Below are 14,114 nucleotides of genomic sequence, written 5' to 3'. Positions count from 1 at the left end.
CCTCCGAGGCGTCGGCTCGGCGTCCGCGCAAGAGGCGAACTCTGCGGCGGCGCACAATGGAAGAGTGAGTCTTTTCGCCTTCGCGCCGTCCCGCGGTCCCCGCTGGCCTCTGGCGACCCAGGCAGCTCTCGGCATTGCCGCACCGATCGCGGTGATGACACTCCTCGGCAACGCGCCCCTCGGCTACATCGCCGCCTCCGGCGCGTTCACGGTGTTGTTCGCCGGCTCAGCCGCGGTGGTCGACAGAGCACGGATCCTGCCGTTCGTCGCCCTGGGCCTGATCCTCTGCGCCGCACTCGGGGTGCTCGCGTCGGGCGACGACTGGCTCGCCGGCATCGGCGTCGTGCTGGTCGCGATCGCCAGCGCCGCACTCGCCTTCGGCTTCCGCCTTGGCCCTCCCGGCCCCCTGTTCTTCGTGCTCGTGTTCGGGCTCTCCGGGCACGTGGTCGGCGCCGGATCCATCTCGCCGGTCGTGTACGTGGCCGCGCTGGCCGCGGGATGCGTGTTCTCCTACCTGGTGGCGATGACGCCGCTGCTGCTCCCCCGCGTGCGCGCCATCACCGCGAAGCCCCTGCGCGAGCTCCTGCCAGGTCCGGCGTTGAGCGCGGACTCCCGGCTGCTGCTGTTGCGTGTCGCCATCGTCGCGGTGCTCGGCGTCCTGCTCGGGCTGATCATCGACCCGGAGCGCACCTACTGGATCGTCGGCTCGGCGATCGCCGTGATCGGTGTCGCGGCCGCGCGGCGAGCGGCGTTCCAGCGCGGACTGCATCGCATGCTCGGAACCGTCGTCGGCGCGGGCGTGTACGTGCTCCTCTCCCTCCTGCATCCGTACGGGTTGTGGCTGGCTCTGCTGCTGGGCGCGCTGCAGTTCACCATCGAGCTCGTCGTCGTGCGCCACTACGCGCTCGCTCTCGTGTTCATCACGCCCCTGGTACTGCTGTTGACGGGGGCTGCGACGGGCAGCATCGGTTCACTGGACGTGGCGCTGGAGCGGATCGTCGACACCATCGTCGGGGCGGCGCTCGGAGCCGCGTCCGGGCTGCTGCATCCGCGCGCGAACCCCGCGCGCGACTGACCCTCGCGTTTCCCCTGGCGCGGCGACATACTCGGTTCATGACGCGCCCCGCCGAGATCGACGACTACCACCGCCACCTCTCCCCCGCAGATCAGGAGATCTGCGCGGTGCTCGCCACCGAGATCGAACGGGGACTGCCGGAGGCGGCGAGAAAGGTCTGGCACGCGCATCCGGTCTGGTTCCTCGACGGCAATCCGATCGTCGGCTACCACCGGCTGAAGGATGCGGTGCGGCTCATGTTCTGGAGCGGCCAGTCGTTCCCTCTGCCCGGTCTCACCGCGTCCGGCACCTTCCAGGCCGCCGAGGTGCGCTACGACGACGTCTCAGAGATCGACACCGACGCCCTCGCCGCCTGGCTCGCCGCTGGACGCGACATCCAGTGGGACTACGAGCACATCCGCACGAACCGCAGCCTCGTCAAACGCACGACGTTCTGACGCGAGGGAACACTGCGGGCTCCTTCCCGGTTGCATTCCGGGGACGACAGGCGACCCGAGGAGGCATCGATGGAACTGACACTGGTCACCTCCGCGTTCTGCGGGGCGTGCTCGCGCACGCGCGCGGTGCTGGCCGATGCCGTCCGATTCCTCCCCGACGCGACCGTCACCGAGATCGATGTGGCGCGCGATCCCGACGCCGCCGAGGCGCTCGACATCCGCTTCACGCCGACCGTGATCATCCGCGACGACAGCGGGGCACAGGTGTTCCGCGCCGAGGGCGTGCCGACTGTCCCGCAGGTGCTCACCGCCGCGGTCAGAGCGCTCCCTCGCTCGATCTAGGGGACTTCGATCGATCGGTCTTGTGGAGGTGTGACCGCGGTCGCAGACTGGGCGTGAATCGGGTCGCACACGGCCCGCCGCTCATCCCGGGAGTTCTCATGGCCAACCTCAATCCGTATCTCTCCTTCCGCACAGAAGCACGTCAGGCGATGGAGTTCTATCAGAACGTGCTCGGCGGCGAGCTGGAGATCAGCGCCTTCGGCGACTTCCCCGACATGGTCCAGGATCCGAGTCAGAAGGACCTGGTGATGCATGCGCAGCTCACCACTCCCGACGGGCTGGTGCTGATGGCGTCGGACTCCCCCGACGGCATGCCTTACGAGATTCCTCAGGGGTTCTCGGTGTCACTGAGCGGCAACACTCAGGCCCGCACCCAGGAGGTCTGGAACGGGCTCTCCGAAGGTGGCACCGTCACGATGCCGCTCGATGTGCCGCCGTGGGGTGGGACGTTCGGCATGCTGGTCGATCGCTTCGGCATCCCGTGGATGCTGCACGGCGACCCCGAGTGACGCCCGACTGACGCGAGCGCGCAGAACAGACGAGACCCCGTTCCGCTGACATCAGCAGGACGGGGTCTCGTCGCAAGTGCGAGGTGCTCTCCTCAGCGCAGTGCGTGGGCGGCGATGAATGCCCGCAGCGCATGCTCGTCGTCGGCCATCTCGGTCACGTGCTGCGGAGCGTCGAGCATCTGCCGGAGTTCCGGCGAGTAGTCGAGCTCGACACCGATCGCCTCGAGGATGGTCTCGGCGAACTTCTCGGGCTTGGCGGTCTCGAGCACAAGCATCGGCACGCCGTCTTCGACGTGCTCGCGAGCGACCTTCACGCCATCGGCCGTGTGCGGGTCGATGATCTCGCCCGAGGACTCGTGCACCGAACGGATGGTCGCGAGACGGTCAGCGTGCGTGCTGGTGCCGCTGACGATGCCGAACTCCTCGGCGAAGCGGGACTGCTGGTCGCTGAAGTCGAAGAAGCCCTGGTCATCGAGCTCCTGCCAGGCGCCGACGACACGCTCGGGGTCACGCTCGACGAGCTCGAAGATGAAGCGCTCCAGGTTCGAGGCCTTCGAGATGTCCATCGAGGGGCTGGAGGTGGCCAGCGTCTGTGCGGCGCTGCGCGGGCGATAGATCCCCGTGCGGAAGAACTCGTCGAGCACGTTGTTCTCGTTCGCGGCGAGCACGAGGCGGCGGATCGGCAAGCCCATCTGCTTCGCGAAGAAGCCGGAGAGGATGTTGCCGAAGTTGCCCGACGGCACCGTGAACGACACCTCGGTCGCGCCGTGCGCATCCGTCGCCCGCAGCCAAGCCCAGAAGTAGTAGACGGTCTGCGCCGTGATGCGGGCGAGGTTGATGGAGTTCACCGCGCCGAGGTTCTGCGAGCGCTTGAACTCGAGATCGCCGGCGAGGTGCTTGACCAGGTTCTGGCAGTCGTCGAAGACACCCTCGACTGCGATGTTGTGCACGTTCGCGTCGTCGAGCGAGAACATCTGCGCTCGCTGGAACGCGCTCATACGGCCCTGCGGCGAGAGCATGAAGACCGAGATGCGCTCCTTGCCGCGCAGCGCGTGCTCGGCTGCCGAGCCGGTGTCGCCAGAGGTGGCGCCGAGGATGTTGAGCACCGATCCCTTGCGCTCCAGCGCGTACTCGATCACCTGGCCGAGGAACTGCATCGCCATGTCCTTGAACGCCAGAGTCGGCCCTTCGGACAGTCCGACGAGGGTGAGACCGTCGCCGATCGAGCGCAGGGGGACGACGCTCTCCGGGAAGGAGGCGTAGGCCGCATCCGTCATTCGCGCGAGGTCTTCGCGCGGAATGTCGGTCGCGAAGAGTCCGAGCACCTCGGTCGCGAGCTGCGGGTAGGTCAGCGCCCGCCAGCGTTCGAGCGTCTCGGTGCTGACGGCGGGCATCACCTCGGGAACGGCGAGCCCCCCGTCGGGCGCGAGGCCCTCCAACAGCGTCTCGCTGAACGGCTGCGGCTGCATACCGCCGCGGGTGGAGATGAACTGCACGTTGGCTCCTCGGCTCGGGACTCGGCGTGTCCATTCTCTCAGGCCGAGCCGACGCCCGATGACGGATGACGGATGCCGGATGCCGTTGCCGCGCTCAGGGTCGCCGCGTTCACCGTCGCCGCGGTCACGGTCGCCGCGTTCAGAACAGCGAGGTCGGCAGAGCGCCTTCGTGCTCGAGCAGCCAGCGCTTGGTCACGAGGCCTTCGCCGGGGTCGCCGCCGGAGTAGCCGCCCAGCCCGTCTCCGGCGATCACGCGATGGCAGGGCACGATCAGAGGCACCGGATTCGCGCCCATGATCGAACCGATCCCCCGCGCCGGAACGGTCGTGCCGCTCCGAGCCGCCAGGCCCCCGTAGGTGACGGTCTCGCCGTGGCCGACGGTCTCGTACAACGCCATCAGCACCGCGCGCGTGGCGACGGTCTGGTCACCGAGGTCGATCGGCACGTCGAACACGCGCAGCCGCCCATCGAAGTACGCGCGCAACTGGGCGAGAGCCTCGTCCACCAGCGCGTCCGCCTCCGAGGAGACGCCGTCCGGGGCATCGGATCGCCAGGAGACTCGAGTGATCGCCGAGCCGTCGCTCACGACGCCGACCGCACCCACCGGGGTCGACAGCGATCCGAACGAACTCATGCGATGAGGCTACCCCGGGCTGCGCACACCGCGGTCGGGGCGACCGTCAGATCCAGCCGCGCTCCTCGGCGATCAGCACCGCCTGCTGGCGCGTGCCGACCGCGAGCTTGCCGAGGATCGCGGAGATGTGATTGCGCACGGTTCCCGGCGCCAGGGCGAGCGCCCGGGCGATCTGTCCGGTGGTCTCCCCGCGACGCCCGGCGCGCAGCACGTCGAGTTCGCGATCGGTCAGCGGCGAGCGCTCGTCGCTCAGGGCGTCGGCGGCGACCTCGGGGTCGACGTAGCGAGCGCCGGCGGCGACGCGGCGGATCACGGCGGCCACCTCATCGGCACCGCGGGATTTGGGCAGGAACCCCGCCACACCGGATGCCAGCGCCCGACGCAGCACGCCGGGACGCGCATGACGCGTCACGACGATGCAACGTGTGGCGATGGCCCGGTTCAGGCGTTCGGACACCTGCACCCCGTCGAGTCCGGGCATCTCCAGATCGAGCAGGCAGACATCGGGCTGCAGGCGCAGCGCTTCCGCGACGGCCTGTTCCCCGTCTTCGCACTCGGCGATGACCTCGATGTCGTCTTCGAGTCGCAGCAACGCGGCGAGCGCGGAGCGGATCATGGCCTCGTCATCGGCGAGCAGCACCCGGATCATCGTGTCTCCTCCGTGTGCGCCGGCACCGTCACCGTCACCGTGAACTCCTCGGCCTCGCGTCCCACCTCGAGCGTGCCGTGCGCTTCATCGATGCGGCGTCGGATGCCGTCGAGACCGGAGCCGACCGCGTGCGGCGGGGCATCCCCGATGGCGTCATTCGAGATCGTGTACCGCCACGCGTCTCCCGCCCGGGCGAGCACGAGCCGTGCGCGGTGACCGCCGCCGTGACGGAGCACGTTCGTGGTCGTCTCGCGGATCACCGGGCCCAGTGCCGCAGCGGGAGCGTCGTCGGCATCCGCGGGGATGACCGCCTCGACCTCGAGTCCGGCGGCGCGGAGGAGATCACGCGCGTTGGCGATCTCGTCACCCAGAGGCACCGAACGGAACCGCAGTGCGAGGTCGCGCGTGCCCTGGCGTGCATCATCGACGCTCGCACGCGCCGCACGGAGCTGCTCCATGCCGGCAGCGGCATCCTGCGGCATCAATCGTTCGGCGAGTTCCAGCTGCAGCGCGACGACCTGGAGGTGATGCCCCTGCAGGTCGTGCACATCGGTCGCGACGCGCAGTCGTTCCTGGGTCGCGGCGAGTCTCACTTCCGAGGCTCTGGCCCTGTCGAGCGTGATCAGCACGTCCCACCACCACAGCGAGCTGACTGCCATCACCGGAAGCAGCACCGTGTACACGATCGGCACGAGGAGCGGGATCTCATCAGACGCGTCGAAAGCGGAATCGACGACTGCCAGACAGGCGAGGGCGACTGTGGCGGCGATGACCACCCGGTACCGCACGCCGCGCGGCCAGTTCAGCAGCACGAGGGATTGCGCGATCGGCATCAGCATGAGCTGCCAGCTCCCGGCGATGGCTCCCGCGGCGATCCCGTAGCCGACCGCGATGAGCAGCGGCACTGCCAGTCGCGCCCAGCGCATGCCCGGTTCGGCGTCGAGCCGATGCCGGTAGTCGCCCAGCAGCGACACCGTGGAGGCGACCCAGACCAGTCCCCCGCCACCCACGACCAGGCCGACGAAGGCCCGCAGGTCGACGGCCATCGTCACGCCTGTCCATGCCGCAACCAGAGCGAGCTCGAGGAAGACGACAGCGGTCGCCGTGTACCACCAGGTCGCGGTGATGCGACGGGACAGCTGTCGGGCTCCCGGCGTCGGAGCGACGGGGGCGAAGGGCGCGTCTGGGCTGCTCACCCCACCACGATACGGGCGTGACAGTTGTCACGGACGGCGCGTGCGATCCACCCGGAAAGAGGTGACAGCCCGGCACTGCCGCTCGACGCACCGTAGCGATGGACTGGAGTCATCGCAGCGGGGACACCGTTGCACCGACATCCAGGAGCATCATCATGAACCTCATCGAAACATTCCAGAACCTGGTCGCCCAGGTCCCGGATCTCGTGCAGCCGCTCATCATCGCTCTCGCCGGTGCCATTCCGTTCATCGAGGGCGAAGGCGCCGCGAGCATCGGCATCATCGGCGGCATCCCTCCTGTGATCGCCGCCATAGCCGCCATGATCGGAAACTTCGTCTGCGTCGCGATCCTCGTGCTCGCGAGTTCCGGGGCTCGCCAGGCGATCGTCAACCGGTCGCGCAGCCGCGAATCCGTGGTCGCCGGCGGCGGAGCGACCAGCGTCGACGAGACACCCTCTATGGATGCCGGCCACCGCAGCGCCCGCAACGAGAAGTTCCAGCGTGCCTTCGAGCGCTACGGCGTTCCCGGAGTGAGCCTGCTCGGCCCCCTCCTGCTCCCCACGCATTTCACGGCGACGATGCTCGCGGCGGCCGGGATCGGCAAGGCGCGCATCCTTCTCTGGCAGGCCGTCGCGATCGTCGGCTGGACCACGGTCGTCGCCGTGATCGTGGGCAGCGCGATCTACGCGGTCACCTGATCCGCACACGAACCAGAACACCCCCGTAGGGTCGACGGGGGTGTTCTGCGTTGTCGTCATCCTCCCCGCCGACGGATCGCGGAGAGGATGACGATCCACGGACTGATCCGCAGGGAAAGGTCCGCGAACCGTCAGGAGTTCCGCGAACCGTCGGAGTGGATGCCGACGGCACGGCCCGGCATGGAGGTCCGGCGGCGGACCCCGGCGGCGGATCGGGCGAGAGGCCCGGCGGCGAACCCAGGCGGCGAACCCAGGCGATGGACCGGGCGGCGTCCCCACCGACGGATCACGGAGAGGATGACGATCCGCGGACTGATCCGTGAGAAAAGATCCGCGAATCGTCAGGAGTTCCGCAATCCGTCCGGGCGGATGACGGACCCGGCACGGCGGGACGGCGGCGCTCCCGGGGGTGAGGGGTACACGAAAGCGGTTGCCGACCCCACGAAGATGAGGTCGGCAACCGCTCGTACGACGTCAGCGAGACAGCGCTACGAGGAACGCCGCGGTCCGCTCGGCGATCTCCGCCGACAGTTCGTGGTGGAGGTAGTGCGGCCCATCGAGGACCACGATCTCGCCGTGCTCCACGCTCGCCGCCTGCTGCTCGTGGATCTCGATCCACTCCGCGGTATCGTTCGCGCTGACGAAGGTCAGCACCGGGAGATCGGCCGGGAACACCGCCCCGCTCACCGACGCGAAGTTGCCGGGAGTGTTCTCGACCTCGTCGATCATGGTGGGGGCACCCGCGTTCTTCGCACTCAGGAGCGCCATCTGCCGCCGGGACTCGTCGTCGTAGGGCAGTCCCTCGTAGGGGTCCCCCGCGATCGCGGTCAGCAGTCGGGTGATCCCGAGGTTGCGCAACACCACCATGGCGTCCGTCGGGATCGGCTCGCCCGCCCCCGGCTGATCCGGGACGCTGTTGTCGATGCCGATGAAGGCCGTGAGCTCGTCGGGGTACGCCGCACTGTACGTGAGTGCGTAGATGCCGCCGATCGAGTGCGCCATCAGGGTGAACTTCGTGACACCGAGCTGCTGGAGCGCCTCATGGATCTCCCCTGTGATGTTCTCGGCGGTGCGGGGGCTGTCTGTGGCGTCGCTGAGTCCGGTGCCGAACGGCTCGACCACGACCACGCGATAGTCGTGCGACAGCTCGTCCGTCAAAGGCTGGAAGTCGCGCCCTGGCGACGCGGTGCCGAGGCCGGGCAGCAGCACGATCGTCTCCGCGCCGTCACCTGAGACCACGACGTTCATGGTCTTGCCGTCGACCTCCACTCCCTGCCCGTAGTCGGTGATCTGGGACGATTCCACCTGTGTGGCGATCGCGTTCCCGATCGCGGTGGTCGCCACCGCGAGCACGGGGACGGCGACGATGACGCCGACGGTGATGAGCAGGGACTTCGCGAACTTCCGCATGGGTTCCGTTCAGGTCGGGGACCGATGAAGACAGGTCCGGGAGTGTCCTCTCAGCCCACCACCAACGGCATCAGGGCAGAAGTGTCGGCCCGTCACCGATCGCGGTGACAACTGTCATGGCATTTAGTTCAGACTTGAGTGAATTCAGCATTATCTGTACCGTCGGAGGGTGACCACCGCACCTGCTTCCCTGACGCACACCGCCGCCGTCGCCCGGCTCGGACACGCCCTGTCCGACCCCACGCGGGCCGGCATCCTGCTGGCACTGCGCGAGACCGGGTCGTACCCGGCCGACCTCGCCGAGTCCCTCGGCGTCTCGCGTCAGGTGATGTCGAACCACCTGGCGTGCCTGCGCGGGTGCGGTCTCGTCGAGAGTGTGCCCGACGGCCGCCGCAGCCGGTACCGACTGGCCGACGAGCATCTCGCTCCCGCGCTGAACGAGCTGATGCGCGTGGTGCTGATCGTCGAACCCGACTGCTGCTCCGGCGACGGATGCACCTGCTGATGTCGACCGCTGTCTCCTCGGCCCGACGCGAGACTCTGCACCGCCGCATCCGTCTGATCGTGGCGATCACGATCGGGTACAACCTGATCGAAGCCGTCATCGCGATCACCGCTGGCTCGGTCGCATCATCCGCCGCCCTGATCGGGTTCGGGCTCGACTCGACGATCGAGGTGCTCTCGGCCGCGGCCGTCGCGTGGCAGTTCACGCGTCGCGATCCTGCGCGCTGGGAGAAGCCGACCCTGCGGGTCATCGCCGTGGCGTTCTTCGCCCTCGCGATCTACGTCACCGCGACCTCGGTGCTGTCACTGTTCACTGCGCAACGTCCTGAGCACAGCACCGTAGGCATCGTGTTGACGGCGGTCAGCGTGGTCGTGATGCCCTTCCTGTCGCTCGCGGAGCGGCGGGCCGGCCGGGAGATCGGTTCCGCGACCGCAGTCGCCGACTCGAAGCAGACGCTGATCTGCACCTATCTGTCGGCCGCCGTACTCATCGGGCTCGTCGTCAACACGCTGTTCGGGTGGTGGTGGGCGGATGCCGTGGCCGGCCTCGTGATCGCGACCTTCGCCGTGCACGAGGGCCTGGAGGCCTGGAAGGGCGATGCGTGTGCCACCTCAGTGGGCATGCTGCTCGAGGATGAGCACGACGAGCACTGACGAACGAGATCCCTCCGGCTGCTAGGTGATCTTGGACGCGCCCGGTCGAGGCTCCGACCGGGCGAGCAGCCGCCGCACGCCACCGCGCGACAGCATGAGCACGACGATCAGCAGCGTGACGAGGAAGAAGCCTCCGAGCTGCACGGCATCGCCGAAGACGAGGTCGACGAGTTCCAGCACCAGGAACTTGCTCCCGGGAAGCACCAGGACGAGAACGATCACGCCGATCGCCCGCGAGGCGACAGCCCCATCGGAACGGATGCGGGCGAGCGCCTTCGACTTCACCCACACGACGATCTCGAGCACGATCTTGAGCAGGATCGCGGTGAGCAGAGCCAGGAGGAAGGTCTCCGAGATCACCGCAGGGAAGAGTTGGCTGAACGCGCCGAGGACCACCAGATACACCAGGACATCGACGAGATCGATCGGGCGGATCCGCATGCGTGGAGTCTATCGAGCAGCATCCGCCTGACAGAATGGGGATCGTGCATCAGTCCAGGAGGCCCGCGGTCCTGCGCGGGTTCGCGGCGTCGTCCGTGGCGATCTTCGCCGCGCTCGCCGGCCACGTCTCCGCCGGTGGCGCGATGCCTGGCCTTCTGGGAGTCGCTGTTCCCTGGGTGCTGTCGTTCATGGTGTGCGTGCTGCTCGCCGGCCGCCGGCTCTCCGCACTGCGGCTCACGCTCTCGGTCGCGATCAGCCAATTCCTCTTCCACGTGCTGTTCGTGCTGGGGACGGTCTCCTCCTCCGGCACGGTCGCGCCGCACGTGCACGGATCCCCCGTCGTCCTTCCCGCGATCACCGGGAGCGCCGACACAGTCGTCGCACTCGACGCCACGATGTGGGTCGGCCACGCCTTCGCCGCACTGGTCACGATCGTCGCCCTGCACCGCGGCGAGCGCCTGCTGCTCGGTCTGCGCGATCTGGCCCAGCAGAGCGTCCGCTGGGTGCAGCGGCGCATCGATGCCGTCCTCGCCGCACCGCTTCCCCACCGCGCGACGCGCACGTTCGTCGGCGCGCGGATCGATGCGCTGCACAGCGCCCCGCTTCTCGCGACCCTTCGCGGGCGCGCCCCGCCCTCGCGCCTCTCGGTCTGATCCACACCCCCCGGCTGTCCTGACCGGGTGGTGATCCGCGCCCGCCCGGAGACTCCTCCGCGCGAGCGCTCCGAACGCACGTGCGGCGTCGCTCGACGACGCCTGTCGAGAGGTCCTTCATCATGTCTCCTGTCCGCCGATGGGTGGTGGGGGTGACGGTGGCGGCGGTCGCGGTTCTCGCGACGGCTCTGCCGGCATCCGCCCACGACGCCCTGGTCCACAGCACCCCGCAAGTCGACGAGCGGCTCGCCACCGCTCCCGAGAACATCGTCCTGACGTTCTCGGGAGAGCTGCTGACGCTCGGCGACTCGGCCACGGGCGCCGTAGTCCTCGTGCTCGACGAGAATGGTCGCGACTGGGCCGGCGACGATGTCGAGGTCGCGGGCAACACCGTGACCGTCGGCGTCGATCCGGGCATGCCGGAGGCGGGCTACCAGGTGCGCTGGCAGGTCGTCTCGGAAGACGGGCATCCGATCTCGGGCATCGTCCCGTTCACGATCGGCGATGCGGAACCGATGGCGCTGCAGGGCGCCGGCGGGCAGACCGCTGCGCAGGCAGAGGACCTCGAGGATCAGACCACTCAGGAACCGGGCGGCGTGCCTCGCGCGCTGCTCATCGGCGGAGGCGGGGCGGCCATCGCCGTCGCCGCGTTCGCCCTCTATCGATTCCTTCGCCGTCCACGGACGGCAGCTGCGGCGCCCGAGAACGACGGCACCGCAGAACGAGAACTGTGAAAGGTAATCCCATGAACAACACCTCCCTGAACCCGCTGTCTCGCTTCGCCGCGCTGGTCGCGGTCTCGCTGCTCGCACTGACCGGGTGTGCCGGCACCAGCGCGCCGGCGGAGTCGGAGTCCGCTCCGGCCGGAGATTCGGTCACGATCGAGGACGCGTGGGTGAAGTCCGCCGAAGAGGGGATGTCGGCGGCGTTCGGCACCCTCACCAACACCGGTGCGGATGACGTCACCGTCGTCTCCGCCGAGACCGCCGCGTCGAGCATGGTCGAGCTGCACGAGACCGTGGAGAACGAGGCCGGCGAGATGGTCATGCGCGAGATCGAGGGTGGATTCGTGATCCCGGCCGGCGGCACCCTGGTGCTGGAGCCGGGCGCGAGCCACATCATGCTCATGGACCTGGCGGCCCCGCTGCAGGCCGGCGCCGAGGTCACCGTCACCCTGACATTCTCCGACGACTCGACGTACGAGTTCACGGCCCCGGTGAAGGACTACTCGGGCGCGAACGAGAACTACGAGGACGGCGACGAGCACGAGGGCATGGATCACTGATGCCGGCGCCCGCTGAGGGCGCGCGCTCCGATCGCACCGGGTCGACCCGGCGGCAGTTCCTCCTCGGAGGAGCTGTCGCCGGTGTCGGCGCGGCCGCGGCGATCGGTGTCGACTACGCGCTCAACCGACAGGACACCCCGGCGCCCGCGCCGGCGACACCCATGAACGGCGAGGAGACCGTCCCGTTCTACGGCATCCATCAGGCCGGGATCGACACCCCCGCGCAGGCCCACGGCCTGTTCCTGGGGCTGGATCTCCTGGACACGACCGACCGCGAGGGTCTCACCCGGCTGCTGCGCATCCTCACAGACGACGCCGCCCGACTCACCCAGGGCGTCCCCGCGCTCGCGGATTCGGAGCCCGAACTCGCCATGGCCCCGGCGCGACTGACCGTGACCTTCGGCTTTGGCCCCGGGCTCGTGGCGCGCGCCGCCGGCACGGCTCCGACGTGGCTCGCGCCGCTCCCGGCCTTCACGGTCGACCGGCTCCAGCCCGAGTTCAGCGACGGCGACCTGCTGCTGCAGATCGCCGGAGACGATCCGCTGACTGTGGCGCACGCGGCGCGCATGCTGCTCAAGGACACCCGCAGCTTCGCGAGCCTGCGGTGGAGTCAGAACGGTTTCCGCCGTGCGTACGGCACGGAACGGCCCGGCACCACCATGCGCAACCTGTTCGGCCAGGTCGACGGCACCACGAACCCGCAGCCGGGGACGAAGGACTTCGACGCCGTGGTGTGGTCGGATGACGGGTGGCTGACCGGTGGCACGAGCGCCGTGATCCGCCGCATCAGGATGGACCTCGACAAGTGGGATCGGCTGGACCGCAGCGGACGGGAGGCATCGGTCGGACGGAACCTCGCGAACGGCGCTCCTCTGACCGGGAAGAAGGAGTTCGACGAACCCGACTTCGAGGCCACGACCGCGATCGGCTTTCCGGTCATCCCGCAGTTCGCGCACATCCGTCGCGCGCGGGGCGACGACGGAGAGAAGATCTTCCGACGCGCCTACAACTACGACGAGCGCCCAGCCGGAAGCAGCGTCTCCGAGTCCGGACTGCTCTTCGTGTCGTTCCAGGCCGACGTCGACCGGCAGTTCACCCCGATGCAGCGACGGCTCGACGAGCTCGACCTGCTCAACGAGTGGACCACCCCGATCGGCTCCGCCGTCTTCGCCGTTCCGCCGGGCTGCCGCGAGGGCGGCTTCATCGGCGACACCCTTCTCGCGTAGGTTGAGGGGATGGATGCTTCCGCCGAACTGCACGGCCGCACGATCCTCGTCACCGGGGCGAACGCGGGGATCGGCTACTGGTGCGTCGAGCAGCTCGCGGTGCGTGGTGCCCGTGTCATCCTGGGATGCCGATCACCCGAGCGCGCACGGCTGGCGGTGGATGCGGTCAGGTCGCAGGCGCCGCAAGCCGATCTGGGCATCCTCCCCCTCGACCTCGGCTCCCTCACGAGCGTCGCAGAGGCGGCATCCGGTATCGACGAACGGCTCGATGCCGTCGTCTGCAACGCCGGGGTCAAAGCCGCTCAGCGCGACGCCCGCACGAGCGATGGGCTCGACCTGATGGTCGGCACGAACTTCCTCGGGCACTTCGCGCTCATCGCGCAGCTCACGCACGCGCTGGCAGAGGATGCCCGCGTGGTCGCGGTCGGTTCGCTCGCCCACCGCTTCGCACCGATCGCCCCCGCCACACTCTCCGATCCGTGGCGGGGGTCTTCCCTCCGGCAGTACGGACGCTCGAAGGCGGCGCTCATGGCCTTCGCGTTCGAACTCGATCGCCGTTGGGCCGATTCCCCTCGCATGGCGGTCTGCGCGCACCCGGGCTACGCGGTCGATCCGCTCACGCCGCCGCGCCCCGGAGCCGTCGAGACCCCGGGCATCCTGCGCGCCCTCGCGTCGATGACACGCGGAGTCGTGCAGGGCAAGGACGGTGGGGCGCTGCCGATCGTGCACGCGGCCACCGGCCCCGATGTCGTGAGCGGCGACTACTGGGGGCCGAGCGGCGCGCTCGAGTTCCGCGGCACGCCCGCGCGCGTGACCGTGTCGGACGAGGTGCACTCGCCCGCGAACGGCTCCTCCCTGTGGAGCGCGGCGGAGAAGATCACCGGAGTGCCCTTCCCCACCTGAGC

The 14,114-nt window shown here is 69.0% G+C and carries 18 protein-coding genes; 12 read left to right on the top strand and 6 right to left on the bottom strand.

Going from position 1 to position 14,114, the window contains the following annotated elements; all coding sequences use genetic code 11:
• Positions 1 to 64 precede the first annotated feature (64 nt).
• The 4 genes from MRBLWO12_RS00290 (at position 65) to MRBLWO12_RS00275 (ending at position 2,363) form a co-directional block, all read left to right on the top strand.
• Positions 65 to 1,075 carry an FUSC family protein gene (locus tag MRBLWO12_RS00290; protein ID WP_363551672.1) on the top strand — a complete coding sequence of 337 codons (1,011 nt, stop codon included), beginning with the start codon at positions 65 to 67 and terminating at the stop codon, positions 1,073 to 1,075.
• A 38-nt stretch (positions 1,076 to 1,113) separates the two neighbouring features.
• On the top strand, positions 1,114 to 1,512 hold the full coding sequence (locus MRBLWO12_RS00285; RefSeq protein ID WP_363551671.1) for a DUF1801 domain-containing protein: 399 nt from the start codon (positions 1,114 to 1,116) through the stop codon (positions 1,510 to 1,512).
• A 69-nt stretch (positions 1,513 to 1,581) separates the two neighbouring features.
• Positions 1,582 to 1,854: a glutaredoxin family protein gene (locus MRBLWO12_RS00280; protein ID WP_363551670.1), complete on the top strand. Its 273-nt coding sequence runs from the start codon at positions 1,582 to 1,584 to the stop codon at positions 1,852 to 1,854.
• 98 nt (positions 1,855 to 1,952) lie between these two features.
• Complete coding sequence (locus MRBLWO12_RS00275) at positions 1,953 to 2,363, top strand: VOC family protein (RefSeq protein WP_363551669.1); 411 nt, start codon at positions 1,953 to 1,955, stop codon at positions 2,361 to 2,363.
• Between the two features lie 92 nt (positions 2,364 to 2,455).
• On the opposite strand, the gene thrC is transcribed toward MRBLWO12_RS00275, so the two are convergent.
• The 4 genes from thrC to MRBLWO12_RS00255 form a co-directional block, all read right to left on the bottom strand.
• Positions 2,456 to 3,859, bottom strand: a complete 1,404-nt coding sequence (gene thrC / locus MRBLWO12_RS00270; protein WP_363551668.1) for a threonine synthase — start codon at positions 3,857 to 3,859, stop codon at positions 2,456 to 2,458.
• A gap of 139 nt (positions 3,860 to 3,998) precedes the next feature.
• Positions 3,999 to 4,493, bottom strand: coding sequence for a methylated-DNA--[protein]-cysteine S-methyltransferase (locus tag MRBLWO12_RS00265; RefSeq protein ID WP_363551667.1), 495 nt, complete (start codon positions 4,491 to 4,493; stop codon positions 3,999 to 4,001).
• A 46-nt stretch (positions 4,494 to 4,539) separates the two neighbouring features.
• Positions 4,540 to 5,142, bottom strand: a complete 603-nt coding sequence (locus MRBLWO12_RS00260; protein ID WP_363551666.1) for a response regulator transcription factor — start codon at positions 5,140 to 5,142, stop codon at positions 4,540 to 4,542.
• The gene (locus tag MRBLWO12_RS00255) at positions 5,139 to 6,338 is read right to left on the bottom strand and encodes a sensor histidine kinase (RefSeq protein WP_363551665.1); all 1,200 of its coding nucleotides are present in this window, start codon (positions 6,336 to 6,338) and stop codon (positions 5,139 to 5,141) included. Before MRBLWO12_RS00255 ends, MRBLWO12_RS00260 begins: the two co-directional genes overlap by 4 nt.
• Positions 6,339 to 6,493: 155 nt before the next feature.
• Here MRBLWO12_RS00255 and MRBLWO12_RS00250 point away from each other — a divergent pair, with 155 nt between their 5' ends.
• The gene (locus tag MRBLWO12_RS00250) at positions 6,494 to 7,036 is read left to right on the top strand and encodes a small multidrug efflux protein (RefSeq protein ID WP_363551664.1); all 543 of its coding nucleotides are present in this window, start codon (positions 6,494 to 6,496) and stop codon (positions 7,034 to 7,036) included.
• Between the two features lie 474 nt (positions 7,037 to 7,510).
• Here MRBLWO12_RS00250 and MRBLWO12_RS00245 read toward each other — a convergent pair whose 3' ends face one another.
• Complete coding sequence (locus MRBLWO12_RS00245) at positions 7,511 to 8,446, bottom strand: alpha/beta fold hydrolase (RefSeq protein ID WP_363551663.1); 936 nt, start codon at positions 8,444 to 8,446, stop codon at positions 7,511 to 7,513.
• A gap of 169 nt (positions 8,447 to 8,615) precedes the next feature.
• Between MRBLWO12_RS00245 and MRBLWO12_RS00240 the strand changes: the two genes are divergently transcribed.
• On the top strand, positions 8,616 to 8,951 hold the full coding sequence (locus MRBLWO12_RS00240; RefSeq protein WP_363551662.1) for an ArsR/SmtB family transcription factor: 336 nt from the start codon (positions 8,616 to 8,618) through the stop codon (positions 8,949 to 8,951).
• Positions 8,951 to 9,604: a cation diffusion facilitator family transporter gene (locus MRBLWO12_RS00235; protein ID WP_363551661.1), complete on the top strand. Its 654-nt coding sequence runs from the start codon at positions 8,951 to 8,953 to the stop codon at positions 9,602 to 9,604. Before MRBLWO12_RS00240 ends, MRBLWO12_RS00235 begins: the two co-directional genes overlap by 1 nt.
• A 21-nt stretch (positions 9,605 to 9,625) precedes the next feature.
• Here MRBLWO12_RS00235 and MRBLWO12_RS00230 read toward each other — a convergent pair whose 3' ends face one another.
• Positions 9,626 to 10,045 carry a hypothetical protein gene (locus tag MRBLWO12_RS00230; RefSeq protein WP_363551660.1) on the bottom strand — a complete coding sequence of 140 codons (420 nt, stop codon included), beginning with the start codon at positions 10,043 to 10,045 and terminating at the stop codon, positions 9,626 to 9,628.
• Positions 10,046 to 10,089: 44 nt separating this feature from the next.
• Here MRBLWO12_RS00230 and MRBLWO12_RS00225 point away from each other — a divergent pair, with 44 nt between their 5' ends.
• From MRBLWO12_RS00225 to MRBLWO12_RS00205, 5 genes are all read left to right on the top strand, one after another.
• Positions 10,090 to 10,698, top strand: a complete 609-nt coding sequence (locus MRBLWO12_RS00225; RefSeq protein WP_363551659.1) for a hypothetical protein — start codon at positions 10,090 to 10,092, stop codon at positions 10,696 to 10,698.
• 122 nt (positions 10,699 to 10,820) lie between these two features.
• Positions 10,821 to 11,432, top strand: a complete 612-nt coding sequence (locus MRBLWO12_RS00220; protein ID WP_363551658.1) for a copper resistance CopC family protein — start codon at positions 10,821 to 10,823, stop codon at positions 11,430 to 11,432.
• A gap of 11 nt (positions 11,433 to 11,443) precedes the next feature.
• Positions 11,444 to 11,983 (top strand): copper chaperone PCu(A)C, encoded by a 540-nt coding sequence (locus tag MRBLWO12_RS00215; RefSeq protein WP_363551657.1) that lies wholly within the window; start codon positions 11,444 to 11,446, stop codon positions 11,981 to 11,983.
• Positions 11,983 to 13,209 carry a Dyp-type peroxidase gene (locus MRBLWO12_RS00210; protein WP_363551656.1) on the top strand — a complete coding sequence of 409 codons (1,227 nt, stop codon included), beginning with the start codon at positions 11,983 to 11,985 and terminating at the stop codon, positions 13,207 to 13,209. The genes MRBLWO12_RS00215 and MRBLWO12_RS00210 overlap by 1 nt, the downstream gene beginning before the upstream one ends.
• A gap of 9 nt (positions 13,210 to 13,218) precedes the next feature.
• Positions 13,219 to 14,112, top strand: coding sequence for an SDR family NAD(P)-dependent oxidoreductase (locus MRBLWO12_RS00205; RefSeq protein WP_363551655.1), 894 nt, complete (start codon positions 13,219 to 13,221; stop codon positions 14,110 to 14,112).
• Positions 14,113 to 14,114: the final 2 nt, after the last annotated feature.

This window comes from Microbacterium sp. LWO12-1.2 (assembly GCF_040675875.1).
Classification (GTDB): Bacteria; Actinomycetota; Actinomycetes; order Actinomycetales; family Microbacteriaceae; genus Microbacterium.
This window is presented reverse-complemented; position numbering and strand designations above follow the sequence as displayed.

What these genes read in the sequence shown, in the direction of transcription:
- MRBLWO12_RS00280 (WP_363551670.1), top strand. Translation starts at nt 1,582, where the DNA reads ATGGAACTGACACTGGTCACCTCCGCGTTCTGCGGGGCGTGCTCGCGC.
- MRBLWO12_RS00285 (WP_363551671.1), top strand. Translation starts at nt 1,114, where the DNA reads ATGACGCGCCCCGCCGAGATCGACGACTACCACCGCCACCTCTCCCCC.
- MRBLWO12_RS00205 (WP_363551655.1), top strand. Translation starts at nt 13,219, where the DNA reads ATGGATGCTTCCGCCGAACTGCACGGCCGCACGATCCTCGTCACCGGG.
- MRBLWO12_RS00250 (WP_363551664.1), top strand. Translation starts at nt 6,494, where the DNA reads ATGAACCTCATCGAAACATTCCAGAACCTGGTCGCCCAGGTCCCGGAT.
- MRBLWO12_RS00260 (WP_363551666.1), bottom strand. Translation starts at nt 5,142, where the DNA reads ATGATCCGGGTGCTGCTCGCCGATGACGAGGCCATGATCCGCTCCGCG.
- MRBLWO12_RS00245 (WP_363551663.1), bottom strand. Translation starts at nt 8,446, where the DNA reads ATGCGGAAGTTCGCGAAGTCCCTGCTCATCACCGTCGGCGTCATCGTC.
- MRBLWO12_RS00235 (WP_363551661.1), top strand. Translation starts at nt 8,951, where the DNA reads ATGTCGACCGCTGTCTCCTCGGCCCGACGCGAGACTCTGCACCGCCGC.
- MRBLWO12_RS00220 (WP_363551658.1), top strand. Translation starts at nt 10,821, where the DNA reads ATGTCTCCTGTCCGCCGATGGGTGGTGGGGGTGACGGTGGCGGCGGTC.
- MRBLWO12_RS00215 (WP_363551657.1), top strand. Translation starts at nt 11,444, where the DNA reads ATGAACAACACCTCCCTGAACCCGCTGTCTCGCTTCGCCGCGCTGGTC.
- MRBLWO12_RS00210 (WP_363551656.1), top strand. Translation starts at nt 11,983, where the DNA reads ATGCCGGCGCCCGCTGAGGGCGCGCGCTCCGATCGCACCGGGTCGACC.
- MRBLWO12_RS00230 (WP_363551660.1), bottom strand. Translation starts at nt 10,045, where the DNA reads ATGCGGATCCGCCCGATCGATCTCGTCGATGTCCTGGTGTATCTGGTG.
- MRBLWO12_RS00265 (WP_363551667.1), bottom strand. Translation starts at nt 4,493, where the DNA reads ATGAGTTCGTTCGGATCGCTGTCGACCCCGGTGGGTGCGGTCGGCGTC.
- MRBLWO12_RS00275 (WP_363551669.1), top strand. Translation starts at nt 1,953, where the DNA reads ATGGCCAACCTCAATCCGTATCTCTCCTTCCGCACAGAAGCACGTCAG.